The organism is Amycolatopsis sp. YIM 10 (genome assembly GCF_009429145.1).
Lineage (GTDB): Bacteria > Actinomycetota > Actinomycetes > Mycobacteriales > Pseudonocardiaceae > Amycolatopsis.
Genome location: NZ_CP045480.1, coordinates 3417185 through 3438598, shown reverse-complemented (window position 1 = coordinate 3438598; position 21414 = coordinate 3417185). Strand labels below are relative to the sequence as shown.

The window sequence follows — 21414 nt, the reverse complement described above, 5'->3', positions numbered from 1 at the left end:
CTCGACGTGCACTGGCCGTTCCGTCAGCCGGTACCCGCTTCTGGCCGCCTCGTGCAGATCAGCGAGGTGCACTGCTGCAAGCCCAGCCAGCTGCGCGCCCGGCTGGCCGCGCACGCCGCGAACGCGACCGTGTGGGCGGCCGGGAACTTCACCGACATCGGCCTGACCGGGGCACGCGACCTGGAGGCTCCGATCCGGCGACGATTCCGGTCGGCCGCGGCGATGTGCAAGGCCGCGCTCAAGGCGACTTCCGCGGACGACCCGCTCGTCCTGCTGATGTCGGAGCACCAGTTCCACGCACACTGCGGTGATCAGCGACTGCGCGCCGTGGTCGACCACGAGCACTGCTGCGTGCTCGTGCTGTGCAGCTGGCTGCAGCCGTCCACATAGGACCCACAGCTGCCCGCCAGGAGTTCCGCCCGGTGGCAGCTGGCGCACTGAGCGCGGCGGACGGCTCGGGTCGACGGCAGGTGGGCCCGACTCGGGAAGCCGCGCCCCGTGGTAGGCGGCGCGGTCACCGGCGTTGCGCTCCCCGGTGCGGCGTAGCCACGAGCGTTACGCCCGGCGGTGCGGCGTGGGCTGGGGGGCGAATGGGCCGCCGGGGCTGAAGGCGTGATCGGCGAAGCGGGTGCCGATGCGGTGGTGGGCGACGGTGTCCGGGTGCAGCCGGTCCGGTAGGGGGAGTTCGGCGGCATCTGCCTCGCCGTAGAGGGTGCGGCCGTCGAGGTAGTGCAGGTTGGGGTCGGCGCGCTGGGTCACGATTCGGGCCAGTTCCTCGCGAATGACAGTCAGCGTCAGCTTTCCGGCGGCGCGTTCGGCTGGGTCGCCGGTGGCCTGGAACTGCATCGTGCCGCTGCTGAAGTCGACCGCGCCCGGGCCCGGCGTGTCCTCGTGGATCGGGCACAGGATGGCCGAGACCACCAGCAGCGGCGTGGTCGGGTGGCCATCGCGGATGGTGTCGAGAAAGCCGTGCACCGCTGGGCCGAAGGCACGCAGGCGCATCAGGTCGGCGTTCACCAGGTTGATGCCGATCTTGACGCTGATCAGGTCGGCCGGAATGTCGCGCATGGTGCGCGCGGTGAACGGGTCGAGCAGCGCGCTGCCACCGAAACCGAGGTTGATCAGGTCGACCCCACCGCGGGCGGCGGCGAGCGCGGGCCAGGTGGTGGCCGGGCTCGCGGCGTTCGAGCCCTGGCTGATCGAGCTGCCGTGGTGCAGCCACACCCGCGCCTTCGCCGGGGCTGGTTCGACGGGGGCGTCGGTGCGCAGTTCGACCAGTTCGGTGATCTCGGTGTGCGGCAGCCAGATCTCGACGTCCTTCATCCGATCGGGCAAACCGTCGAATCGGACCGTGCCGATCGGGCCCGGCTGGGTTTCGGTGGTTCCGGTGGTCATGTCCAGCAGCTGGACCTTGCCACCGGTGGTGCTGGCCTGCCCGACCGGGACGCCGTCGATGACCAGGTCATAGCGGCCGTCCGGGCGCAGCGGCAGGCCGCGGTAGCCGACCCTGGTGCGCAGCGTGTCCAATTCCACCGCGGTGGCGCGGGTGCGGAACGCGAGACGCACGCCGGAGGGCTGGGCCTCGGCCATGGCCAGCTGCCCGTCCCCGCCTTGCGCCCGTGCCCAGGACGGCAGGCGATGGGGCAGCAAACCGTGTTCGGTGTGCTCCAGTTCGACCGCGCCCCGCACCAGGTCGGCGGTGATGGGCGGGGTGGTCCACGAGGCGGCGGCGGGCTGGTCGGTCATGATCGCAGTGTGCCATCGCGTACCCGGCGGACGACTACACGGGGGAAAGCTTGATCAACGCGCGGCCGTCACCGACTTCGAGAATGGTCAGGGCGTTGGTCTTCGGAGTGGTCCCGGAATGACCGCTAGCGGACAAGCAGGTCCCGGGCGAGGCCGACGATCGGCTCACGGAGCGCGGCGAGCCCGCCGGTGTCGCCCTCGACAAAACGTGCGGTCACCAGCGACACGATCGATCCGACCAGCGCCTGGCACGCGAACCGTTCCCGCGGCGACCGCGCGTCGAAGGTCAGCACGAGCAGTTCGACGAAGTGCTGCTGCAATTCCAGTCTGCGTCGCATCGCTTCCGGGCCCGCGGCGTATGTCTCGATGAGGAACAGCCTGGCGAGCGCGGAATGTTCCGCCAACAACTCAAGATACGTGCCGACAAAGCGGTCGAAGCGTTCCAGCGGAGTGCCCGCCGACGGCGGTTCGACCGCCGACGCCAGCAGGTCGATCGCGGCCTCCAAAGCCGCGACGAAGCACGCCTGCTTGTTCGTGAACTGCTGGTAGAACGTCTCCCGCGAGACACCGGCCCGCTTGATGATGGCGGCTACCGTCGCGCTGGGATAACCCTGTTCGGCCATCACCTCGGCGGCGGCCCGCAGCATCCGGGCGCGTTGCGCGCCGACCACCTCGTCCCGGCTGAGGTGGTGGCGTCCGCTCGGCAGGCGTGTCGTCACCGCGGCTCGTCCGGCGTGATGCGCAGCGTGTTGAGAAAGGTGGCCAGCATGTCGTAATGCCCTACCAGCAACAGGAATTCGATCGCGGACGGTTCGTCGAGGTGCGCACGCAGGTCGGCCCAGCTGTCGTCGTCGAGATCACGTTGTGCCAGCAGGACGTCCACCGCGTTCAGCAGTGCGCGCTCGCGCGGCGTCAAGCCCGGGTCATCGGGGCCCGCCTGGATGCGCCGCAGGTCCCCGGCACCGACGCCGGCCCGGGCACCGAGGCGGCGGTGGTGCTCGAATTCGTAGGCGCATTCCCGGACGTGGGCCACCCGCAGGATGACCAGCTCGGTGTCACGTCGCGGCAGCGTGCCGCCGGGCATGAGCCGCGCGGCGAAACGCAGCCAGCCGCGGAACAACCGCGGCCGTCGTGCCATGGTCAGGAACAGCTTGGGCGGCTTCGTGCCGGTGACCCGTCCGCTGATCCGCGCGAACGCCCAGGCGAACAGGCCGACCTCGGCGCGCCCGCCGGGCGTGATGCGCTGCCCGGTCACCGCACGGCCTTGCGCAGCAGCTGTCGCATGGCGAAGTTCGCCAGGCGCATGAGCAGGACGTAGACCGGCGGGCACAGCCGCTGGAGCAAGTGGATCAGCTGGATGTCGCGCGAGGTGTACACCAGGTACCGGTTGCGCCGCACGCCGCGCAGTATCGCAGCGGCCACCCGTTCCGGGGTCACCGCGCGCCTGCGGAACGCCTCGCGCAGGCGCACCCAGGTCGGGCTCGCCGTGTCGATCCCGGCGACCTCCACCGTCTCGGTCAGCGGGGTGCGCACGCCGCCGGGGCAGACCAGGCTGACCCCGATGCCGTGCTCCCGCAGGTCGAACCGCAGCACCTCGGACACCCCGCGCAGGCCGAACTTGCTGGCGCTGTAGGCCGCGTGCCACGGCAGCCCGATCAGCCCGGCCGCGGACGAGACGTTGACCAGGTACCCGCCCCGGCCCGCGGCGATCATCGGGGGCACGAACGTCTCGATCACGTGGACCGGTCCCATCAGGTTGACCTCGACCAGGCTCCGCCAGTGGCGGTGTTCGAGCCGGTCCACCGTGCCCCAGGCGGAAATGCCCGCGACGTTCATGACCACGTCCACGTGACCGCAGCTCGCGTGGATCCGCTCCCCCAGCCCGGTCACCGCGTCGAGGCTGCTGACGTCGGCGGGTTCGGCGAAGTCGACCATTCCACCGGCGTCGCGGATCTCCCGCACCACCTCCGCCAGTCCCGGCTCGCTGAGGTCGGTGAGGTACAGCCGCGCGCCCCGGGCAGCCGCGAGACCGGCCGTCGCCCGGCCGATCCCGCCCGCCGCGCCGGTGATCAGCACTCGTTTGCCCGCCAGCTCCACCGGACCGACGGTATTCACGAACACCGGTGTTCGTCAATGGCCGATCTCGAGCACCGCCTTGCCGGAGAGGCGGCGTTCACGCAGGGCGGCGACGGCGGTCGCCGCGTCGTCCCAGCGCCCGCGCCAGGAAATGTGCGGATCCAGCTCGCCCGCCGCCACCAGTTCGGCGAGCCAGGTCAGATCGGCGGCCAAGCCGGAGTGGTTGAGCAGGAAGAACGTGGTGATCGAGCGGTCGTGCCCGCCCATGCCCTCCAGCGCGGACGGCGGGAGCACCGCGTCGGCACCGGAGGACCGCCCGACCGAAACCAGCGTGCCGTGCTCGGCGAGCTTGGCGTAGGCCCGCACGAGCTGCTCACCGCCGACCACGTCGATCACCGCGTGCACCGGTTCGTCCACTGAGGACGGTCCGTCGACCACCTCGTGCGCACCGAGCGCACACAGGCTTTCCCCGTGCCTGTCCGGATTCCCGGTCGACGCGAGCACGTGCGCGCCACCGCGGCGCGCGAGCTGGACGGCGTACCGGCCCACTCCCCCGGTCGCGCCGGTGACCAGCACCCGCCTGCCCAGGATCGGCCCGGCGCGGTGCAGTGCGCGCAACGCGCTCGCCCCGGCGACCGGCACCGTGCTGATCGCGCCGAGGTCGGCGCCTTCGGGCACCACGCCCAGCAGGTTCGTGTCGACCGCCCGCAGTTCGGCCCACGCCCCGGCCATGCCCAGCGTCACCACCGGCGTTCCGGCGGCGGGTCCGGTGCCGTCGGCCGCCGCGCGTTCGACCACGCCCGCGGCGTCCCACCCCAGCACCGCGCCGGGCGGCGCGTCCGGGAGCAGGGCGACGACCTCGCCACTGTTGAGCGAGGTGGCGGCCACCCGCACCAGTGCCTGGTTCGCCGCCGGGACGGGCTCGGGCGCCTCGCCGAGACGGAGGCCGCCGGGTGCACCGGGGTCAGCCAGCAGAGCACGCATCAGGTCCCACCTTCCAAAAGTGCCACTCAGTGGCAATAGCCTACAAGAGGCAAATGCCGCTCCGCTACGCTGACCGCATGAGCACCGACCGGCTGCCGCTGCGCGAGCGCAAGAAACTGCGGACCAGGGACGACCTGATCGGCACCGCGCTGGAGCTGTTCACCACTCGCGGGTTCGCGGACACCACGCTCGACGAGCTTTGCGACGCGGTGGGCGTGTCGAAGCGGACCTTCTTCCGCACCTTCGGCAGCAAGGAAGAAGTCGCGCTGGCGCCGTCGGAGGACCTGTGGGCGGCGTTCCTGGCCGAGTTGCGCGTGCTCGATCCCGGCGACCGCACGGTGGTCGACCTCCTGCGCGCCGCGCTGCTCACCGCGCTCGGCGAGATGACCGGCGCGGACTGGGCGCACCGGGTACTGCTGGGGCGCCGGTTGGCCGCCGAAACACCGTCCGTGGACGCGTACGGGCTCTACTTCTGCGAGCGCACGAGCCGGACCGCGCTGGAGATCCTCCACACGCGACTTCAGCTCGACGATCCCGCGGACCCGCGCGTGCGCCTGGCGATGGACATGCTCGTCTCGGCGTTCCACCTCGCGCAGGAGGCGTGGGCGGAGCAGCCGGGCACGCCGACCAAAGAGGACTTCGCCGGGCACCTCAACCGGATGTTCGACCTGCTGCCCGAGAGCTTCACCCTCACCGCCCCGGCGCGGCGGTGACCGCGAGTTCGCGCTTCGCGTCGCGGATGCCGGATGGGAAGTCGGGGACTTTCACCCGCTGTTGGTCAGGGAAAGATTGAACGAGTAGCGCGACGCCCGGTAGACGTGCCACCCGTACTCGACCACGCGGCCGGTTTCGTCGTAGGTGGTGCGCCGCATGGTGAGCAGTGCCGCGCCCGGTTCCTCGCCCAGCAGTTCGGCGTCCTCTTCGGTGGCCAGCCGCGCGCCGACGTTCTGCTGGGCGGCGTGCAGCCGCACCCCGGCCGACCGCAGCAACTGGTACAGGCCCTGGTCGCGCAGTTCGTCGTCGTCCGGGTCGATGATGCCGTCGGGCAGGTAGTTGTTCATGATCGCCAGCGGCTCACCGTCGGTGGACCGCACCCGCGTCAGTCGCCGCACGCCGGTCAGGCCGGGCTCCTCCAGCCGCTCGACGGCGTCCGCGCAAGCCGCCTCCACGCGGTTCACCAGCACCACGGTCTCCGGCTTGCCGCCGAGATCGGTGAGGTCGTCGAACAGGCTGCTCAGCCGGAGCGGGCGCGCCACCTTCGTTTTGACAACCTGCGTGCCGACCCCGCGCTTGCGCACCAGGAGCCCCTGGTTGACCAGCGACTGGATGGCCTGGCGAATGGTCGGCCGGGACAGGTGCAGCCGGGCCGCCAGGTCCACCTCGTTGTCCAGCCGCCCGCCGGCCGGCAGCCTGCCGTCCTCGATCGCCGCCCGCAACTGCCGGGCGACCTGGAAGTACAGCGGTTCCGGACTGTTCGGATCCACCACGATCTCGCGAGCGGGCTCCCACCTGGCGGGCTGCGGACGCGGGTTCATCGCACGGAGCCTACGCGACCGCCAGCATGGTCACTATGACCTTATGTCCATATGTCTTGACAAAGTCGGCGACGACTTGCGAGGGTCGGTATCCGACCCGACGAGTGTGACACCGCGGACTGCACAAGCTGGGAGAGGCACAGTGACCGACATGGTGCGGCGGATCGTCGCCAAGCGGGTACAGGCACCGGAGGCGATCGCCGAAGCGGCCGCGAACCGGGTGCGGGCGAAGTCGCCGTTCAACGACAAGGGCCGCACGATGATCATCGCCGCGGACCACCCGGCCCGCGGCGCGAACGGCGTCGGCGCCGACCCGCTCGCCATGGCCGGCCGCGGCGAGCTGCTGGAGCGGCTCTGCCTGGCACTGGAACGCCCCGGCGTCACCGGAGTCCTGGCCACCGCGGACATCCTCGACGACCTGCTGCTGCTCGGCGTGCTGGACGGCAAGACGGTGATCGGGTCGATGAACCGGACCGGACTGGCCGGTTCGAGTTTCGAGGTCGACGACCGCTTCGCCTGCTACGACGCCGAATCGATCGAGCGGAGGCGCTTCGACGGCGGCAAGACGCTCACCCGGATCTGCCTGACCGACCCCGCCACGCCGAGCGTGCTGGAGAACACCGCGAACGCGGTCAACGATCTGGCCGGCCGGAAGCTGATCGCGATGGTGGAGCCGTTCCTGTCCACCTGGGTCGGCGGGCGGCTCAAGAACGACCTCTCCCCCGAGGCCGTGATCCGCTCGATCACCATCGCCTCCGGGCTCGGCCGGGATTCCGCCTACACCTGGCTGAAGCTCCCGGTGGTCGAGGACATGGAGCGCGTGCTCGCGGCGTCGACCCTGCCAGCGGTACTGCTCGGCGGCGAGGTCAAGGATCCGGACGCGGCCTTCGCCGCGTGGCAGCGAGCGCTCGCGCGGCCGACCGTGCAGGGCCTGGTGGTCGGCCGATCGCTGCTCTACCCACACGACGGGGATGTCGCCAAGGCGGTCGACACCGCAGTGGGGTTGCTATGAAGCTGCACCACGAGGCGGGCAGCACCGGCGACGCACGCAGAAGCACTACCTGTGAAGGATTACCCGTGAAGACCATCGAACACTGGATCAACGGCGTCGCGACCCCGGCGGGCTCGACCCGCACGGCGCCGGTCTACAACCCGGCCACCGGGCGGCAGCAGGCGAACGTCCTGCTCGCCGAATCGTCCGATGTGGACACCGCGGTCGCGGCCGCGGGCAAGGCCTTCGAGCAGTGGGGCAACTCCTCGCTGTCGCAGCGGACGAAGGTGATGTTCGCCTTCCGCGAGTTGCTGGTCCGCCACGAGGACGAGCTGGCCAGGATCATCTCCGCCGAGCACGGCAAGGTCATCGACGACGCGCGCGGTGAGATCGTGCGTGGCCGCGAGGTGGTCGAGTACGCCTGCGGCATCGCCGACGCGCTCAAGGGCGGTTTCTCCGATCAGGTCTCCCGCGACGTCGACGTGCACAACTTCCGGCAGCCTCTCGGCGTGGTCGCCGGGATCACCCCGTTCAACTTCCCGATCATGGTGCCGTCGTGGATGCACCCGATCGCCATCGCCACCGGCAACACCTTCGTGCTCAAGCCCAGTGAGCGCGACCCGTCGGCTTCGCGGCTGGTGGCCGGACTGTACGCCGAAGCCGGGTTGCCGGACGGGGTGTTCAACGTGGTCAACGGCGACAAGGTGGCCGTCGACGCGATCCTGGACCACCCAGGCATCGCCGCGGTGTCCTTTGTGGGCTCGACGCCGATCGCCAAGTACGTGCACGAGCGCGCGACCACGAGCGGCAAGCGCGTGCAGGCACTGGGCGGAGCGAAGAACCACGCCGTGGTGCTGCCCGACGCCGACCTCGAATACGCCGCCGACCACCTCACCGCGGCCGCGTTCGGCTCGGCCGGTCAGCGCTGCATGGCGATCTCCATCGGGGTCGCCGTCGGTGACGCCGGGGACAAGCTGGTCGAGATCCTGCGGCGCAAGGCGGCCGAGGTCAAGGTCGGACCCGGCGACCAGGACGGCAACGACATGGGGCCGGTGATCACCGAAGCCGCCCGCACGCGGGTCGCGGACGCCGTGACCAGTGGCGCCGCGCAGGGCGCGACCGTGGTCGTCGACGGCCGCGGCCTCAGCGTTCCCGGTCACGAAAGCGGGTTCTTCGTCGGTCCGTCCCTTCTGGACCACGTGACCGCGGAGATGGACGCCTACCGCGAGGAGATCTTCGGCCCGGTGCTCGGCATCGTCCGCGTCTCCACTGTGGACGAGGCGATCGCGCTGATCAACGCGAACCCGTACGGCAACGGCACGGCCATCTTCACCGGCAGTGGTGAGGCCGCGCGCAGGTTCCAGCGCGAGGTCAAGGTCGGCATGATCGGGGTGAACGTGCCGATCCCGGTGCCGATGTCGTACTACTCCTTCGGCGGCTGGAAGGATTCGCTCATCGGCGACAGCCCGATCCACGGACCCGAGGGCGTCCACTTCTACACGCGCGCGAAGGTGGTCACCACGCGCTGGCCGAACACCGACGCGGGATTCAACTTCCCGACGTCGAGCTGAGCCTCACTGGGCGGTCCACCCGCCGTCGACGGCGACAAGCGCACCGGTCACGAACGCGGCCGCATCGGACGCCAGGAAGGCCACCACTTCGGCGACCTCCTCCGGGCGACCGATGCGGCCGATCGGGTGAGCGGGGCCGAAGGACGCCAGCATCTCCCGGCCGTTGTCGACGACACCGTCCATGATGTCGGTGTCGATCACGCCGGGCAGCACGGCGTTGGAGCGGATGCCCTTCGGCCCGCCCTCGATCGCGAGCACGCGGGTGATCTGAGCGAGGGCGCCCTTCGAGGCGGCGTAGGCGGTCTGCGTCGCGAAGGCAACGGTCGAGGACACCGACGCGACGGACACGATCGCGCCGCCTCCGCCGCGTTCCATGATGCGGAACGCTTCGCGTGCCTGGAGGAAGTTGCCGCGGGCGTTGACGCGCAGGATGCCGTCGAAGTCCTCGGCGGTGGTCTCGGTGATCGGTTTGTTGAGCGTCCGGCCGGCGTTGTTGACCAGGATGTCGAGCCGGCCGAACCGCTGCTCGGCCAGGCGCGCGGTGGCTTCGGCGACCCGCTCGCCGGCCACGTCACCGACGAGCGTGGCCACGTCGTCCGCGGCGAGTTCGTCGACGGTGCCGGACAAATCGGTGACGACCAGCCGCGCGCCGCGATCACGGAGCAACTCGGCCGTCGCGCGGCCGATGCCCCGCGCGGCCCCGGTGATCACGGCGACGCGACCGGTCAGGTCCCAGGTTGCGCTGTTCATGCCTTCCACGATGCGCCGCCCGGTGCCGCGCCGGGGTGGCGCGGTTTTCCTGGGAGCGCCGCACCCAGGCGCCGGAAGCCGACCGTCATCGTGGCGGGCATTCATACCCTAGGGGCGTATCCTAAAGAAGGACTTGCGCCACTACCCCCTAGGGGTATAGAAACTGGGCAGCACCGATGAGAGAGGGGCGACCAGTGACGGAAACACCCGAACACCACGGCCATCACCACCACGGCTCGGGCGCGAGCTGGCGCACGGCGGCGTCCGCCACGCTGCACTGCCTCACCGGCTGCGCCATCGGCGAGGTCCTCGGCATGGTGATCGGCACCGCGCTCGGCTGGCACAACCTGCCCACCATTGTGCTCGCCATCGCGCTGGCCTTCGTTTTCGGTTACGCGCTGAGCATGCGGGGCGTGCTGCGTGCCGGGGTCGGCTTCAAGCAGGCGCTGAAGGTCGCACTGGCCGCGGACACCGTGTCGATCACCGTGATGGAGATCATCGACAACGGCGTGATGCTGGTGGTCCCCGGAGCCATGGACGCCGGACTGGGCACCTGGCTGTTCTGGGGCGCACTGGCCTTCGCCTTCCTGATCGCCTTCCTGGTCACCATGCCGGTGAACAAGTGGCTGATCGGCCGCGGCAAGGGACATGCGGTAGCGCACGCCTACCACCACTAAGCATCTTAGTAGGACACGACGGGTGGCGGCCCCCGGCACCGCTCAGCCGAACCGCCGGGCCAGGTCCTGGTGCCGCTCGACGGCCTTGGCGGCGTCTTCCGGGGCCACGACCGAGCCCGGCATCCGGCTCAGCTTCTCCACCTGCGCAGCGAACGCCCGGTGCTCACGGGCCGCGTGTTCCCGGCAGGCCAGGCAGGTCACGCTCTCCGGGTGCGGCGAGGTCATCGCGTACGGCACCTCGATGCCGCACCCGGTGGTGACCACGGCCGGGGCGTCCGTCACCGCGCCCAGCATCGACGCGACGGCGTTGCGGTAGTCGGCACCGGAGTGCAGCACCTTCCGCTCGACGTGGATATGCGGATCGTCCATCCGCCCTCCCCAACCGGTGATCAGGTCCGCTGCCTTCTCCCCCACCATGATGGCGGGTGCGTTCGTGTTGCACGAGGGCACCTCGGCATGATCGAGGCATCCGCCACCCGGCCACGCCGCGCACCCGCAGCGCCGGGTCGATGGCGGCCCGGCCGGCGAAGTGCCGGAAGGTGGCATCGGGGTTCCTCCTGCTCGCACCACCGGGGTTCGGCTTCGACGTTTCGACACGGTGGCAGGAACACCGGTGCGGACTTGCCCGCCGCCGCACGCGGATTGACCAGCGGCCCACAACCTCTACCCTTTCCACATCGAGGGGAGTTCGGGGTGAGTGATCTTTTCGGGGTGCTGGCGAAACGCGCGGAAGCGAATGCGCGCGCCGCGGTGGAGACTTTCATCAGGGAAATCCCGGATTACCGGCGGGAAGCGGCGAATCCGCACGGCAAAGCGGAGTTGCTCGACTACGCCGTGTGGTTTCGAAGACACACCGTGGAAATGGCGCGGACCGGCGAACCACTGGGTGAAAGCGCGCTTTCGTTCATCGGCGCCATCGGCCGGTCGCGGGCGGCGGGCGGGTTCACCACCAGGTCCGTGGAATCCGCGCTGACCCTGCACACCAACCTGATGCTCAGTGAGATCCAGGCGGCGGCGGGCGAAAGCGCGGACGTGACCGAACTGCTCCGGTTGACCGCGTGGTTCGGCGCGCAGGGGCTCCGTGGTTGCGCCGCCTATCTCAACGGTTATCTGGACGAGCAGGCGTTGCGGGTGAAACCGGCGCAACGGGTCCGCGAACTCGCCGAATCACTACTGGCCAATGCCACCACCACGGCCGAAATCGCCCGGCGGCTCGGTGTCGAAGCGCACGCCGAGTATTTTGTCGCGGTACTGCGTTTCGCGGCGAAATCGATCGGCGCCGCCGACGAAATCATCGAAGCCGCGTTCAGGCGACATTCGGTGGTGACGACCTGGCACGAACCGGACGAGCTGGTCGCCCTGCTCCCGGTGGACCACGACCGGGCGCTGGCGGTGGTCAGGGAGATGGTGGCGGCGGCCGGGGTGCCGTGCGCGGTGGGTGCCGCGACCGGGCACGCGGGAGCCCTCGCCGAGGCCGCCGAAGTGGCCAGGCGCGTCGCCGACGTCGCGCCACGTGAACGGGTGCCCAGCACGCTCTACGGCATTCCGGAGGTCTTCGTCGAGCTGGGCGTGGCCGGGGTACCGGAGATCGACCACTGGCTGGGCGAACTGGTCCGGCGGCTGGCGGGCGGCCCGGAACTGGTCGCGACGCTGGATGCCTACTACCGCAACGACATGAACCGGCTCGGCGCCGCGCTCGCACTGCACATCCATCCGCGGACGCTGGACTACCGGCTGCGGCGGGTCCGCGAACTCGTCGGCGTCGACCCCGGCTCCGTGCGCGGAGTACGCATCCTGACCAGCGCGGTGGCCCGCGCCGCGCACCGCGGTTGTCACACATGACAACGGGATCAGCGGCGCTTCTCACCTTGTCACGATGACGTGCCGCGGGCCGCCTTGCGATGGTGGGCTTTCTCCCCCACCTCCCGGAGGTCCAGATGACGCTGGCGGATGCCGCGACCGCAGTCCAGCGCCGCGATCTGCCGTTGTACGAGACCATGCTCCGGATCCGCGCGTTCGAGGAGACCGCGCTGGAACTGCAGCGGCGCGGGAAGGTCCCCGGCGCGCTCCACCCCGCCACCGGGCACGAGGCGATCGCCGCCGGGGTCTGCGCGCGGCTCGGCCCGGCAGACCACGTGGTCAGCTACTACCGCTGCCACGGGCACGCGCTGGCGTGCGGGCTGGACCCGGCCGCGATGTTCGCCGAACTGCTCGGCCGCGCCACCGGGCTCAACAAGGGCAAGGGCGGCTCGATGCACCTGGCCGACCGCTCGCACCGGTTCCTCGGCGGGAACTCCATCGTCGGCGCCAACGTCGGCATCGCCGCCGGAATGGCCGCCGCGCTGCGGATCCGGAAGGAGCCGGGCGCGGTGGTGGTGTTCTTCGGGGACGGCGCGGTCGGTGCCGGAGTGGTGCTGGAGACCCTGCGGATCGCCGCCCACCAGCGCCTGCCGCTGCTGTTCGTCTGCGAGAACAACGGATACCAGGACCGCACCCGCAGCGAACTGGTGTCCGGCATCGCGCCCGGTGCCGTCGCCGCCGGGCTCGGCGTGCCGTCGGTGAGTGTCGACGGGAACGACGTCAGAGCGGTCGCCGGCACCGCCGCCGAGTTGCTCCCCCTCGTTCGCGACGAGCGCACCGCCCGGTTCCTCGACGCCTCCACCTACCTGCGCGACTTCCACTGCCAGTTCGGCCCCGAGCCACCCGGTGAATACCGCCCGCTCGACGAAGTCCGGCAGTGGCGCGCCCGGGATCCGTTGTCCCGCGCGGACTTCGACCTGACCGAACCGCGGCGGCGGGCCGCCGAGGAGATGCGCCTGGCCGCCGCGCACGCGCTCACCCAGCCCGAGCCGTCGCCCGGCACGGTCTGCGACGACCTCACCGTGGCCAGGTGGTGAGCCGATGATCGCCCTGCACGCCGCCCTCGTCCAGGCCCTGCGCCGCGACCCGGACCTGGTCTACCTCTGCACCTGGCAGCCCGGCCTGTTCGTCGACGAGTTCGGACCGGAGCGCATCCGCAGCATGCCGATCGCCGAGAACGCCACCCTGGACTTCGCCGTCGGGCTCGCCGCCGCCGGGCTGCGGCCGGTGGTCGACCTGGCCAGGGCGGCGTTCCTGTTCACCGCGATGGACCCGCTGGTCAACCAGGCGACCAAGCTCCGCTACCTGACCGGCGGCCAGTACGAAGTACCGCTGACCGTGCGCGCGCAGACCCGTGGCGGCGGTGAATCCCTCGGCGCGCAACACGAGCACCTGCCGTACGCGATGCTCGCCCAGGTCCCCGGCCTGGTGGTCGCGGTGCCCGGCAGCGGTGCCGAGGCGGCCGGATTGCTGGCGACCGCGATGACGCACCCCGATCCGGTGGTCATCCTGGAGTCACCCGCGTTGTTCACCGACGAACCGCACTGGACCGGCGGAGCGGTCGACGGCGTCCCGTTCGGCCGGGTCCGGATCGCCAGGCGCGGCAAGGACATCACCATCGTCGCGATCGGACTCGGCGTGCGGCACGCGCTCACCGCGGCCGACCGGCTCGCCGAGTTCGGCGTGAGCGCGATGGTGGTCGACGTGCGGACGGTCGCGCCGCTGGACATCGCCGGGCTCGCCGAATCGGCGGCGGCGACCGGCACCGTGCTGGTGGTCGACGAAGCCATCGGCCCCTGCTCGGTCGCCTCGGAGATCGTCGCGAACCTGGTCACCGCGGAGGTGGTGCGGCCGCGGCAGGCCAGGCGCTGCACCGCGCTCCCGGTGCCGTCCCCGTTCAGCCCGGCGCTCCAGCGGGCGGTCTACCCCGGCCCCGCATCCATCGAACGGCAGGCACTGGCCCTGCTCGGCGAAAGGTCACCGGCATGACCCTGCTCAAACCCGAGATCACCACCCTGGACGACGCCTCGTTCCAGCTCTTCGCCAGCGGGCGGCACAGCGAGCAGTGGTCGGCGCGCGAGATCATCGGCGATGGTGCCACCGAACTCGACGAGGCCGACACCGAGCGCGCGTGGATACTGGCGTCCACTTCGTACTTCGCCGAGCAGGCCGGGCTGGTGGCCGCCGCGGAACTGGTGTCGGAGACCGACGACGTCGCGCTGCGCCTGAGCTTCGCCACCGCGGTCTCCGACGAAGCCAGGCACGCCGACGCCTTTCTCGCCTACGCCGTGGCCCGCGGCGGTGACCTGGCGAACGTCTCCGAAGACGGCTTCCTCGACGAACTGCACGAGACCCTGTCCACGGTGAGCCATCTGGAGAAGTTCCTGATGCACACCACCTTCGAGGGCATCGCGGCGGACGAGTTCGTGCTGCTGCAGCGGATCTTCGCCGGTGACCCGCTCGGCGAGATCTACCGGCACGTCCGCTCGGACGAGGTGCGCCACGTCGCGATCGGGCTGAACTACCTGCGGCGCAGCTACGCCACCCCGGAGGGCCGCGAGGAGTGGGACACCCACTTCGGCGAGTGGTCCGAGCGCGCGCTGCGGATCGCCCGGCTGCCGGAGGTGGCCGCCGGACTCGGCGCGGTCATGGGCAAGCCGGCCGAGCCGATCGAGCAGTGGTTCATGCGCCGGCATCGCGCACGCCTGCGCGGGGCCGGAATCCCCGTCCCGGAGAGGAGGTGAACACATGGCGATCAAAAAGGTCCGGCTCGAGAAGTCGGTGACCGGCACCTGCCGGTACCTGGTGCCGATCAAGACGCAGGCGCGAACCGTGAAGAAGCACTGACCCACCCGTGGGGGGCGTGCACCGCGCCCCCCACTCCGGTCTGGAGGCCCGATGAGCACCCTCAACGTCCGGCTGGCCGCGATGCCGTGGCAGGCCCTCGACATGCCCTCGCTGCCACTGGGCCTGCTCCGGGCGTCGTGCCGGGCCGCCGGCCGCGAGGCACCGCCCTGCTACCACGGCAACATGCACTGGGCCGAGTTCCTGCTGGAGCGGTCCGATGGCGAACTCGGCCCGAACGAGTACCTGGAGGTCGCCGAGAACGGCATCTTCCACGGGATCGGTGACTTCGTCTTCACCGGCGTGCTGCACGGCGGCGACTTCGGCCTGGCCGAGTTCACCGACCTGTTGCGACGCCGGGGTTTCGACCCGGGCCGGGCGCTGGACATGCGGCCGCACGCCGAGGAGTTCATCGACCTGGCGGCGCGCGAGATCCTCGCGGACGAACCGGATCTGGTCGGATTCAGCAGCACGTTCATGCAGAACGTGCCGAGCCTCGCGCTGGCCGCCCGGATCAAGCAGTACGCCCCAGGGGTATTGACCGTGCTCGGCGGCGGCAACTGCGACGGGCCGATGGGCGCCGCGCTGCACCGCAACTACCCGTGCCTGGACTACGTGGTGCGTGGTGAGGGCGAGGAGATCTTCCCGGCGCTGCTGGACGCGATCGAACGGGGTGCGGAGCCCGCGGACCTGCCCGGCCTGTGCTGGCGCCGTGACGGGAAAAGCGTCGCCAATCCCGACCGGCGCGAGCCGCTGCCGCCGGGACGCATCCCGATGCCGGACTTCGACGACTGGTTCGAGCTGATCGAGAGCTCCCCGCTGGAAGGCCACGTCCAGCCGAAGCTGGTGCTCGAATCGGCTCGCGGCTGCTGGTGGGGCGAGTTGCACCACTGCACCTTCTGCGGGCTCAACGGCTCGCTGATGGAGTTCCGCAGCAAAGCGCCGGAGCGGGTGCTCGGCGAGATCTCGCACCTGGTCGCCCGGCACCGCACGCTCGACATCATCATGGTGGACAACATCATCGACAACGCCTACTTCACCACGCTGCTGCCCGACATCGCCGCGCTCGACTGGGACCTGCGCATCCACTACGAGGTCAAGGCGAACCTCACCCCGGCGCAGATCGGCGCGCTGCGCGACGCGCGGGTGGCGCACCTCCAGCCCGGCATCGAATCGCTCAGCACGCGGGTGCTGAAGCTGATGGACAAGGGCGTGGACGCGATCCGGAACGTGCGGACCCTGCGCGACTGCCATTCCGCGCAGCTCGACACCACCTGGAACCTGCTCTTCGGCTTTCCCGGCGAGACCGACGACGACTACTGGCCGCTGATCCGCCAGCTGCCCGCGCTGGTGCACCTCCAGCCGCCGTCGGACGCCACGCCGATCCTGCTCGAACGGTTCAGCCCGAACTTCGACCGGCCGGAACTGGGCTTCGGCCGGCGGCGGCCGGCCGAGATCTACCGGCACGTCTACGACCTGCCGCAGCGCGAACTGGAAGACCTGGTCTACCTGTTCGACAGCGAGGAACTCGGCATTCTCGGCGAAGTGGTCGAGGCGCTCGAGGAAGCCATCGAGGAGTGGAAGAAGCGGCACCACGAAAGCAGTCTGCTGCGGGTCGACTTCGACGGCGGGATCCTGCTGGAGGACCGGCGCAGCGGCTGGCCGGTGCGCGACCACCACATCGAGGACCCCGCGCTGGTCGCCGCCTACCGGGAACTGGAGAAGGGACGGTCGAACCGAGCTTTGCTGTCTAAAGTGGACGTTCCCGCCCAACGACTCGAAGCGTGGCTCGACGAACTCTGCGACGCGGGCCTGGTCTTCCGCGAGGGCGACCGGTTCATCGCGCTCGCCACCACCAGCGTTCCGGTGAGGATCAAGTAGATGGACGTTTCGATCGATCCACGGGTGCGCCACGTCGGCCCGGCGGAGATCCTCGCGCTCGATCCGGCGGCGTTGTCCGCCGACGGGGTCCAGTTGCTGGTCCTGCCCGAACCGGTGAGCTTCGGTTCGGACGACGAGCGGGACGTGCGTTTCCTGCGGTTGTTGCGGGAGGCGGTGTCGTACACGCTCCGCATCGAGTGGCGGGCGCGGGCGGTGCCGTTCGACCTGATGTTGGTGGGGCATCTGCCGCCTCCTCTCGGGGATGAGGGCCGGGAATGGCGGCACGCCTACCGGTTCGGCCTTTGCTACTACCAGCGCGGCCCGGGTTTTGTGCTGCTGAAGGACGTTCGCGGGGAGGGCGGGGCGCGGTACCGGATCGACGACGAGAAGGCGATGTCGGCGTGGCCGGAACTGGAACCGGTACGGCGTTGGTCCGAGCTTTCCCCGGCGGCGCAGGAGCTCTGCGCGTTGCTGGCCGAGGAAGAACTGCTGCTGCGCCGCGGTGACTGGGTGACGCTGCTGCCGTACCGGCTGCGCCGCTGGCCCGTGCCGTTCGACGCGATCTGACCGTGGCGCCGGGCCTGCTCCGCGCGCACCCGGTGTTCCGCTCGGTGCTCGCGGCACGGGCGGTCAGCGCGCTGGGTGACCGGTTCTCGCTGGTCGCCGTGCCGGTGCTGGCCCTGTCCTCGGCCGGGGCGACGCCGGGCCAGGTGGCTCTACTGTGGACGGTGCAGCTGCTGCCCGGCGCGGTGCTGGCCCTGCCCGCCGCCGCGAACCTGGTCGGCCGACCGGAGCGGGCCGCGATGATCGCCTGCGACCTGCTGCGGGCGGTGTTGCTGCTGGGCGTCTTCGGCCTGGCCGCCGGTGGTGAGCTGCGGTTGTGGCACCTGTTCGCGGTGGTGCCGGCGATCGGGGTGCTGACCACGGTGTTCGACGTGGGTGCGCAGGCTTACGTGCCCCGGATCGTCGACCGCGCCGACTACGCCGAAGCGAACAGCCGGTTCACCCAGGCGGAAAGCGCCGCCGACGTGGCGGGGCCGTTGGTCGCGGGTGTGCTGATCGGCTTCGCGGGCGCGGGCACGGCGTTGCTGGTGGACGCGGTGAGCTTCGTGCTGTCGGCGGTGTTACTGGCCCCGATCCGCGCGGTGCACGACCAGCCGGTGGAGGTGGCCGCGTCGGGTTGGTGGCGGAACCTGCGTGACGGAATCCGTTTTGTGGCGGGCAGCCCGGTGCTGCGGTCGCTGGTGGCGGCGTTCGCGTTGTTCAACTTCGGGGGCGCGGTGGTCAGCTCGCTCTGGTTCGCCTACCTGCTCGACCACCTGCGGTTGCCGCCTTCGGTGACCGGCGGGCTGATCACCGTCGGCGGGGTGAGCGGCCTGGTCGCGGCGCTGGCCACCCGGCGGGTGCTGGGCGTGGTCAGCTCACGGGTGGTGTTGCCGGTTTCGCTGGTGGTCATCGTGGTTTCGCTGTGGTTCGTGCCGCTGGCCGCGCTCGGGTCGCCGGTGTTGCTGCTCGCCGCCTACCAGGCACTCTTCGGTGCGGGAGTCGCGTTCTTCGCCGTCACCGCCGCCACGGTCAGGCAGCTGCTGACCCCGGTCGGGCAGCAGGGACGGGTGTACGCGGTGTTCTACACGTTCTCCCTGCTGACCGTGCCGATCGGCGGGTTGCTGGCCGGCGTGCTGGCTTCGTCCTTCTCCCCGGTGGTCGCGATCGTGGCGGGAGCGGCGATCGCCGCCACCAGCCTGCTCACCCTCGTCAGCTATCGTTCCGGAAATGTCGACCTGGCTGACAGACACCCGGACCTCCTATGACACCGTCGCCGACGACTACGCCTCGCAACTGCGGGACGCCGTGGCCGGTGACGTGTACCTGCGCGGCGCGCTGGCGATGTTCGCCGAGCAGGTGCGCGAGGGGCCCGTCGCGGACATCGGCTGCGGTCCCGGGCACGTCACCGCCCACCTGGCCGGGCTGGGGGTCGAAGCGTTCGGCATCGACCTCTCCCCCGCGATGATCGAGGTGGCGCGGCGCGACCACCCCGGCCTGCGCTTCGCGGTCGGCTCGATGACGGAGCTGGACCTCGCCCCCGGCTCGGTGGGCGGCGTGCTCGCCTGGTGGTCGTTGATCCACCTCCCGGACGACGAGATCCCCTTGGTGCTCGGGCACTTCCGGCGCGTGCTGCGCCAGGGCGGGCCGTTGCTGGCGGGCTTCCACGTCGGCGACGATTCACGCCTGAAGACCGAGGGGTACGGCGGCCATCCGATGAAGGTGCACGTCCACTGGCGGCAACCCGATCAGATGGCGACCTGGCTGCGGAACGCGGGATTCACCGTCGAGGCCCAGGTGCTGCTCAAGCCGGACGAGAGCGTTCCGCAAGCCCTCCTCTTCGCCGTGGCCGCTTAGCGATACCAGAACTACCGGGCCAGAAGGAAAAACTCACGTGATCACTTGTCATCTGCGCTATGAGATCGATCCCAGCCAGGCTGTCGCGTTCGAGACGTACGTGACGGGGTGGATCCCGATCGTCACCCGCTTCGGCGGCACGCACCACGGCTGCTTCTTGCCGCACGAAGGCGCCAACGACATCGCCTACGCCCTGTTCTCCTTCCCCAGCCTGGCTGCCTACGAGGACTACCGGGCTGCCATCCGGCAGGATCCGGAAGCTCAGCGGCTCTGGCAGCTCAGCACCGAGACCCGCTGCATCCGCCGCTTCGACCGGACCTTCCTCCGCCCGGCGATGCAACCGTCAGGCGGCGTCGAGGCCGCTTGACCCGCTCGCAGACGGGTGTCCTGGAGCGTCAGGCCGGTTGGACGCCGGGACGGTGGTCTTCGACGACGTAGCTGGCGCGGGTCGAGATGGGCGCGCCCGGCTTCGTGACATAGGGCAGGACGCGGAAGTCGCTGCGCCAGCGGTCCCGGTTGACGTCGACCCGCACGTAACCCCGCTGGGCGTTGAAGAACTTCATGTGCGGGTTCGCCGCGAGGAACTTCACGCCGTCGTCGTTCATGTCCGCGCCATCGGCCCCGCTGGTCACCGAGGTGCCGACGAACTCGCTCGCCACCACCGGCGAGTCCGGGTCGGTGAAGTCCCGCTTCAGGTCCCAGGCGTAGTTCTGGTGCCTGTCCCCGGTGATCACCACCAGGTTCCGCACGTCCCGGTCCTGCGCGGCGGCCAGCACCCGGTCGCGATCGGCCACGTAGCCGTCCCACGGGTCGTACCAGACGTCGACCGCCGGGCCCGGATCGCGGTCGGTCTGCCCGAGCGGGGCCTGGTTGCCCAGGATCTGCCACCGCGCGTCCGACTGGCTGAAGCCGTCGAGCAGCCACTCGCGCTGCGAAGCGCCGAGGATCGTGCGGTCGGTGTCGAACCGGTCGGCGCAGTCGACGCCTCCTCCGTCACCGCACGGCTGGTCGTCCCGGTACTGCCGCGTGTCGATCATGGTGAGATCCGCCAGCCGCCCGTACTTCAGGCGCCGGTGCATGCGGATGTCCGCGCCCGACGGCATCTGCGCCCGTCGCAGCGGCAGGTTCTCGTACATCGCCTGGAACGCCGCCGCTCGCCGCTGCCGGAACACCGCGGGGTCCTGGTCTGGCTCGGTATCCGCCTGGGAAAGGTCGCCCGCCCAGTTGTTCTCCACCTCATGGTCGTCGAAGGTGACGATCCACGGGAACCGCGCGTGGGCCAGCTGCAGCGGCGCCTCCATCTTGTACAGCGAGTACTGCAGCCGGTACCGGGCCAGGTCGAAGGTCTCGGTGTGGAATCGCGGGTCCACCGTCACGCCGCGCTTGTTCGTACCGACCCCGGATTCGTAGAGGTAGTCACCGAGGTGCACCACGAAGTCCAGGTCCTCGGCGGCCATGTGCTCGTACGCGGTGAAGTACCCGTCCTGCCACGCCTGGCACGACGCGAACGCGAACCGCAACTCGTTCGGATTCGCCCGCACCGACGGCATAGTCCTGGTACGGCCCACCGGCGAAACCTCGCCACCCACCCGGAACCGGTAGTGGTACTCGCGATCCGGTGCCAGGCCGTGGATCTCGGGATGCACCGAGTGTCCCAGCTCCGGCGTCGCGACCACGCTGCCGCGGCGCACCACGTGCCGGAACCGCTCGTCCCGCGCGAGTTCGTACTCCACCCGCACCGGCTTGGCCGGCATGCCACCCGCACCGTCCACAGCGAACGGATCGGGCGCCAGCCGCGTCCACAGCACCACCCCGTCGGGCGCGGGATCACCCGACGCCACCCCGAGGGTGAACGGGTTCGACGTTCCCGGCGGCGCGGCGAAGGCGCTCGCCGCGTTCCACATCCCGTTGCCGAGCAGCACCGCCCCGATCCCGGCTCCGCCGTACCCGAGCAGCTGCCGACGCGAAATCGTCACTTCAGGATCTCCTGTCCTCACCGAACTCGCGGATTTCATAACCCGGGCCGTTGGCGCGCAACAAGGGTTCTGCCCGAAGTACAGGCCCTGTTCACGTCGCCGACGCCGGATGGAACGGCAGAC

23 protein-coding genes are annotated in these 21414 nt (G+C 70.4%); 14 read left to right on the top strand and 9 right to left on the bottom strand.

The window, feature by feature from the left end; genetic code table 11:
* Positions 1–6 precede the first annotated feature (6 nt).
* Positions 7–390: a hypothetical protein gene (locus YIM_RS16780; RefSeq protein WP_153031242.1), complete on the top strand. Its 384-nt coding sequence runs from the start codon at positions 7–9 to the stop codon at positions 388–390.
* Positions 391–555: 165 nt separating this feature from the next.
* Here the strand turns inward: YIM_RS16780 and YIM_RS16775 are convergent, their stop codons facing one another.
* From YIM_RS16775 to YIM_RS16755, 5 genes are all read right to left on the bottom strand, one after another.
* Positions 556–1746, bottom strand: a complete 1191-nt coding sequence (locus tag YIM_RS16775) for an SGNH/GDSL hydrolase family protein (protein ID WP_153031241.1) — start codon at positions 1744–1746, stop codon at positions 556–558.
* A 125-nt stretch (positions 1747–1871) separates the two neighbouring features.
* Positions 1872–2465 (bottom strand): TetR/AcrR family transcriptional regulator, encoded by a 594-nt coding sequence (locus tag YIM_RS16770; RefSeq protein WP_228004784.1) that lies wholly within the window; start codon positions 2463–2465, stop codon positions 1872–1874.
* Positions 2462–3001, bottom strand: coding sequence for a carboxymuconolactone decarboxylase family protein (locus YIM_RS16765; RefSeq protein WP_153031240.1), 540 nt, complete (start codon positions 2999–3001; stop codon positions 2462–2464). The genes YIM_RS16770 and YIM_RS16765 overlap by 4 nt, the downstream gene beginning before the upstream one ends.
* Entirely contained in the window at positions 2998–3861 is an 864-nt protein-coding gene (locus YIM_RS16760) for an SDR family oxidoreductase (RefSeq protein WP_153031239.1), read from the bottom strand. The genes YIM_RS16765 and YIM_RS16760 overlap by 4 nt, the downstream gene beginning before the upstream one ends.
* A gap of 15 nt (positions 3862–3876) precedes the next feature.
* A complete protein-coding gene (locus YIM_RS16755; protein WP_153031238.1) occupies positions 3877–4806 on the bottom strand; it encodes a zinc-binding dehydrogenase in 930 nt (309 codons plus the stop codon).
* 77 nt (positions 4807–4883) lie between these two features.
* Here YIM_RS16755 and YIM_RS16750 point away from each other — a divergent pair, with 77 nt between their 5' ends.
* On the top strand, positions 4884–5519 hold the full coding sequence (locus tag YIM_RS16750; protein ID WP_153031237.1) for a TetR/AcrR family transcriptional regulator: 636 nt from the start codon (positions 4884–4886) through the stop codon (positions 5517–5519).
* Between the two features lie 51 nt (positions 5520–5570).
* Here the strand turns inward: YIM_RS16750 and YIM_RS16745 are convergent, their stop codons facing one another.
* Positions 5571–6341: a GntR family transcriptional regulator gene (locus YIM_RS16745; protein ID WP_153031236.1), complete on the bottom strand. Its 771-nt coding sequence runs from the start codon at positions 6339–6341 to the stop codon at positions 5571–5573.
* Between the two features lie 142 nt (positions 6342–6483).
* On the opposite strand from YIM_RS16745, the gene YIM_RS16740 reads away from it, so the two are divergent.
* Both YIM_RS16740 and YIM_RS16735 read left to right on the top strand, forming a co-directional pair.
* On the top strand, positions 6484–7353 hold the full coding sequence (locus YIM_RS16740) for an aldolase (RefSeq protein WP_153031235.1): 870 nt from the start codon (positions 6484–6486) through the stop codon (positions 7351–7353).
* 65 nt (positions 7354–7418) lie between these two features.
* On the top strand, positions 7419–8903 hold the full coding sequence (locus tag YIM_RS16735) for a CoA-acylating methylmalonate-semialdehyde dehydrogenase (RefSeq protein ID WP_153031234.1): 1485 nt from the start codon (positions 7419–7421) through the stop codon (positions 8901–8903).
* Positions 8904–8906: 3 nt separating this feature from the next.
* On the opposite strand, the gene YIM_RS16730 is transcribed toward YIM_RS16735, so the two are convergent.
* Positions 8907–9653, bottom strand: a complete 747-nt coding sequence (locus YIM_RS16730) for an SDR family NAD(P)-dependent oxidoreductase (protein WP_153031233.1) — start codon at positions 9651–9653, stop codon at positions 8907–8909.
* 176 nt (positions 9654–9829) lie between these two features.
* Between YIM_RS16730 and YIM_RS16725 the strand changes: the two genes are divergently transcribed.
* Positions 9830–10330, top strand: a complete 501-nt coding sequence (locus YIM_RS16725) for a DUF4396 domain-containing protein (protein WP_153031232.1) — start codon at positions 9830–9832, stop codon at positions 10328–10330.
* Between the two features lie 42 nt (positions 10331–10372).
* On the opposite strand, the gene YIM_RS16720 is transcribed toward YIM_RS16725, so the two are convergent.
* Positions 10373–10699 (bottom strand): hypothetical protein, encoded by a 327-nt coding sequence (locus tag YIM_RS16720; protein WP_153031231.1) that lies wholly within the window; start codon positions 10697–10699, stop codon positions 10373–10375.
* A gap of 324 nt (positions 10700–11023) precedes the next feature.
* Between YIM_RS16720 and YIM_RS16715 the strand changes: the two genes are divergently transcribed.
* The 9 genes from YIM_RS16715 to YIM_RS16675 all read left to right on the top strand — a co-directional run bounded on the left by YIM_RS16715 (position 11024) and on the right by YIM_RS16675 (position 19682).
* Positions 11024–12172, top strand: a complete 1149-nt coding sequence (locus YIM_RS16715) for a CdaR family transcriptional regulator (RefSeq protein ID WP_153031230.1) — start codon at positions 11024–11026, stop codon at positions 12170–12172.
* A 95-nt stretch (positions 12173–12267) separates the two neighbouring features.
* Positions 12268–13227 (top strand): thiamine pyrophosphate-dependent dehydrogenase E1 component subunit alpha, encoded by a 960-nt coding sequence (locus YIM_RS16710; protein WP_194240174.1) that lies wholly within the window; start codon positions 12268–12270, stop codon positions 13225–13227.
* Positions 13228–13231: 4 nt separating this feature from the next.
* A complete protein-coding gene (locus YIM_RS16705; protein ID WP_153031228.1) occupies positions 13232–14179 on the top strand; it encodes an alpha-ketoacid dehydrogenase subunit beta in 948 nt (315 codons plus the stop codon).
* Positions 14176–14934 (top strand): ferritin-like domain-containing protein, encoded by a 759-nt coding sequence (locus YIM_RS16700; protein ID WP_153031227.1) that lies wholly within the window; start codon positions 14176–14178, stop codon positions 14932–14934. The genes YIM_RS16705 and YIM_RS16700 overlap by 4 nt, the downstream gene beginning before the upstream one ends.
* 154 nt (positions 14935–15088) lie before the next feature.
* Positions 15089–16915 (top strand): RiPP maturation radical SAM C-methyltransferase, encoded by a 1827-nt coding sequence (locus YIM_RS16695; protein WP_194240173.1) that lies wholly within the window; start codon positions 15089–15091, stop codon positions 16913–16915.
* The gene (locus YIM_RS16690; RefSeq protein WP_153031226.1) at positions 16916–17482 is read left to right on the top strand and encodes a DUF5825 family protein; all 567 of its coding nucleotides are present in this window, start codon (positions 16916–16918) and stop codon (positions 17480–17482) included.
* A 2-nt stretch (positions 17483–17484) separates the two neighbouring features.
* A complete protein-coding gene (locus tag YIM_RS16685; RefSeq protein WP_194240172.1) occupies positions 17485–18726 on the top strand; it encodes an MFS transporter in 1242 nt (413 codons plus the stop codon).
* Complete coding sequence (locus YIM_RS16680) at positions 18689–19315, top strand: class I SAM-dependent methyltransferase (protein WP_153031224.1); 627 nt, start codon at positions 18689–18691, stop codon at positions 19313–19315. Before YIM_RS16685 ends, YIM_RS16680 begins: the two co-directional genes overlap by 38 nt.
* Before the next feature lie 37 nt (positions 19316–19352).
* The gene (locus tag YIM_RS16675; protein ID WP_153031223.1) at positions 19353–19682 is read left to right on the top strand and encodes an NIPSNAP family protein; all 330 of its coding nucleotides are present in this window, start codon (positions 19353–19355) and stop codon (positions 19680–19682) included.
* A gap of 28 nt (positions 19683–19710) precedes the next feature.
* Here YIM_RS16675 and YIM_RS16670 read toward each other — a convergent pair whose 3' ends face one another.
* On the bottom strand, positions 19711–21330 hold the full coding sequence (locus YIM_RS16670; protein ID WP_153031222.1) for an alkaline phosphatase: 1620 nt from the start codon (positions 21328–21330) through the stop codon (positions 19711–19713).
* Between the last annotated feature and the right edge of the window lie 84 nt (positions 21331–21414).

What these genes read in the sequence shown, in the direction of transcription:
- YIM_RS16670 (WP_153031222.1), bottom strand. Translation starts at nt 21,330, where the DNA reads ATGAAATCCGCGAGTTCGGTGAGGACAGGAGATCCTGAAGTGACGATT.
- YIM_RS16730 (WP_153031233.1), bottom strand. Translation starts at nt 9,653, where the DNA reads ATGAACAGCGCAACCTGGGACCTGACCGGTCGCGTCGCCGTGATCACC.
- YIM_RS16680 (WP_153031224.1), top strand. Translation starts at nt 18,689, where the DNA reads ATGTCGACCTGGCTGACAGACACCCGGACCTCCTATGACACCGTCGCC.
- YIM_RS16700 (WP_153031227.1), top strand. Translation starts at nt 14,176, where the DNA reads ATGACCCTGCTCAAACCCGAGATCACCACCCTGGACGACGCCTCGTTC.
- YIM_RS16705 (WP_153031228.1), top strand. Translation starts at nt 13,232, where the DNA reads ATGATCGCCCTGCACGCCGCCCTCGTCCAGGCCCTGCGCCGCGACCCG.
- YIM_RS16775 (WP_153031241.1), bottom strand. Translation starts at nt 1,746, where the DNA reads ATGACCGACCAGCCCGCCGCCGCCTCGTGGACCACCCCGCCCATCACC.
- YIM_RS16690 (WP_153031226.1), top strand. Translation starts at nt 16,916, where the DNA reads ATGGACGTTTCGATCGATCCACGGGTGCGCCACGTCGGCCCGGCGGAG.
- YIM_RS16725 (WP_153031232.1), top strand. Translation starts at nt 9,830, where the DNA reads ATGAGAGAGGGGCGACCAGTGACGGAAACACCCGAACACCACGGCCAT.
- YIM_RS16710 (WP_194240174.1), top strand. Translation starts at nt 12,268, where the DNA reads ATGACGCTGGCGGATGCCGCGACCGCAGTCCAGCGCCGCGATCTGCCG.
- YIM_RS16750 (WP_153031237.1), top strand. Translation starts at nt 4,884, where the DNA reads ATGAGCACCGACCGGCTGCCGCTGCGCGAGCGCAAGAAACTGCGGACC.
- YIM_RS16755 (WP_153031238.1), bottom strand. Translation starts at nt 4,806, where the DNA reads ATGCGTGCTCTGCTGGCTGACCCCGGTGCACCCGGCGGCCTCCGTCTC.
- YIM_RS16695 (WP_194240173.1), top strand. Translation starts at nt 15,089, where the DNA reads ATGAGCACCCTCAACGTCCGGCTGGCCGCGATGCCGTGGCAGGCCCTC.
- YIM_RS16745 (WP_153031236.1), bottom strand. Translation starts at nt 6,341, where the DNA reads ATGAACCCGCGTCCGCAGCCCGCCAGGTGGGAGCCCGCTCGCGAGATC.
- YIM_RS16720 (WP_153031231.1), bottom strand. Translation starts at nt 10,699, where the DNA reads ATGGACGATCCGCATATCCACGTCGAGCGGAAGGTGCTGCACTCCGGT.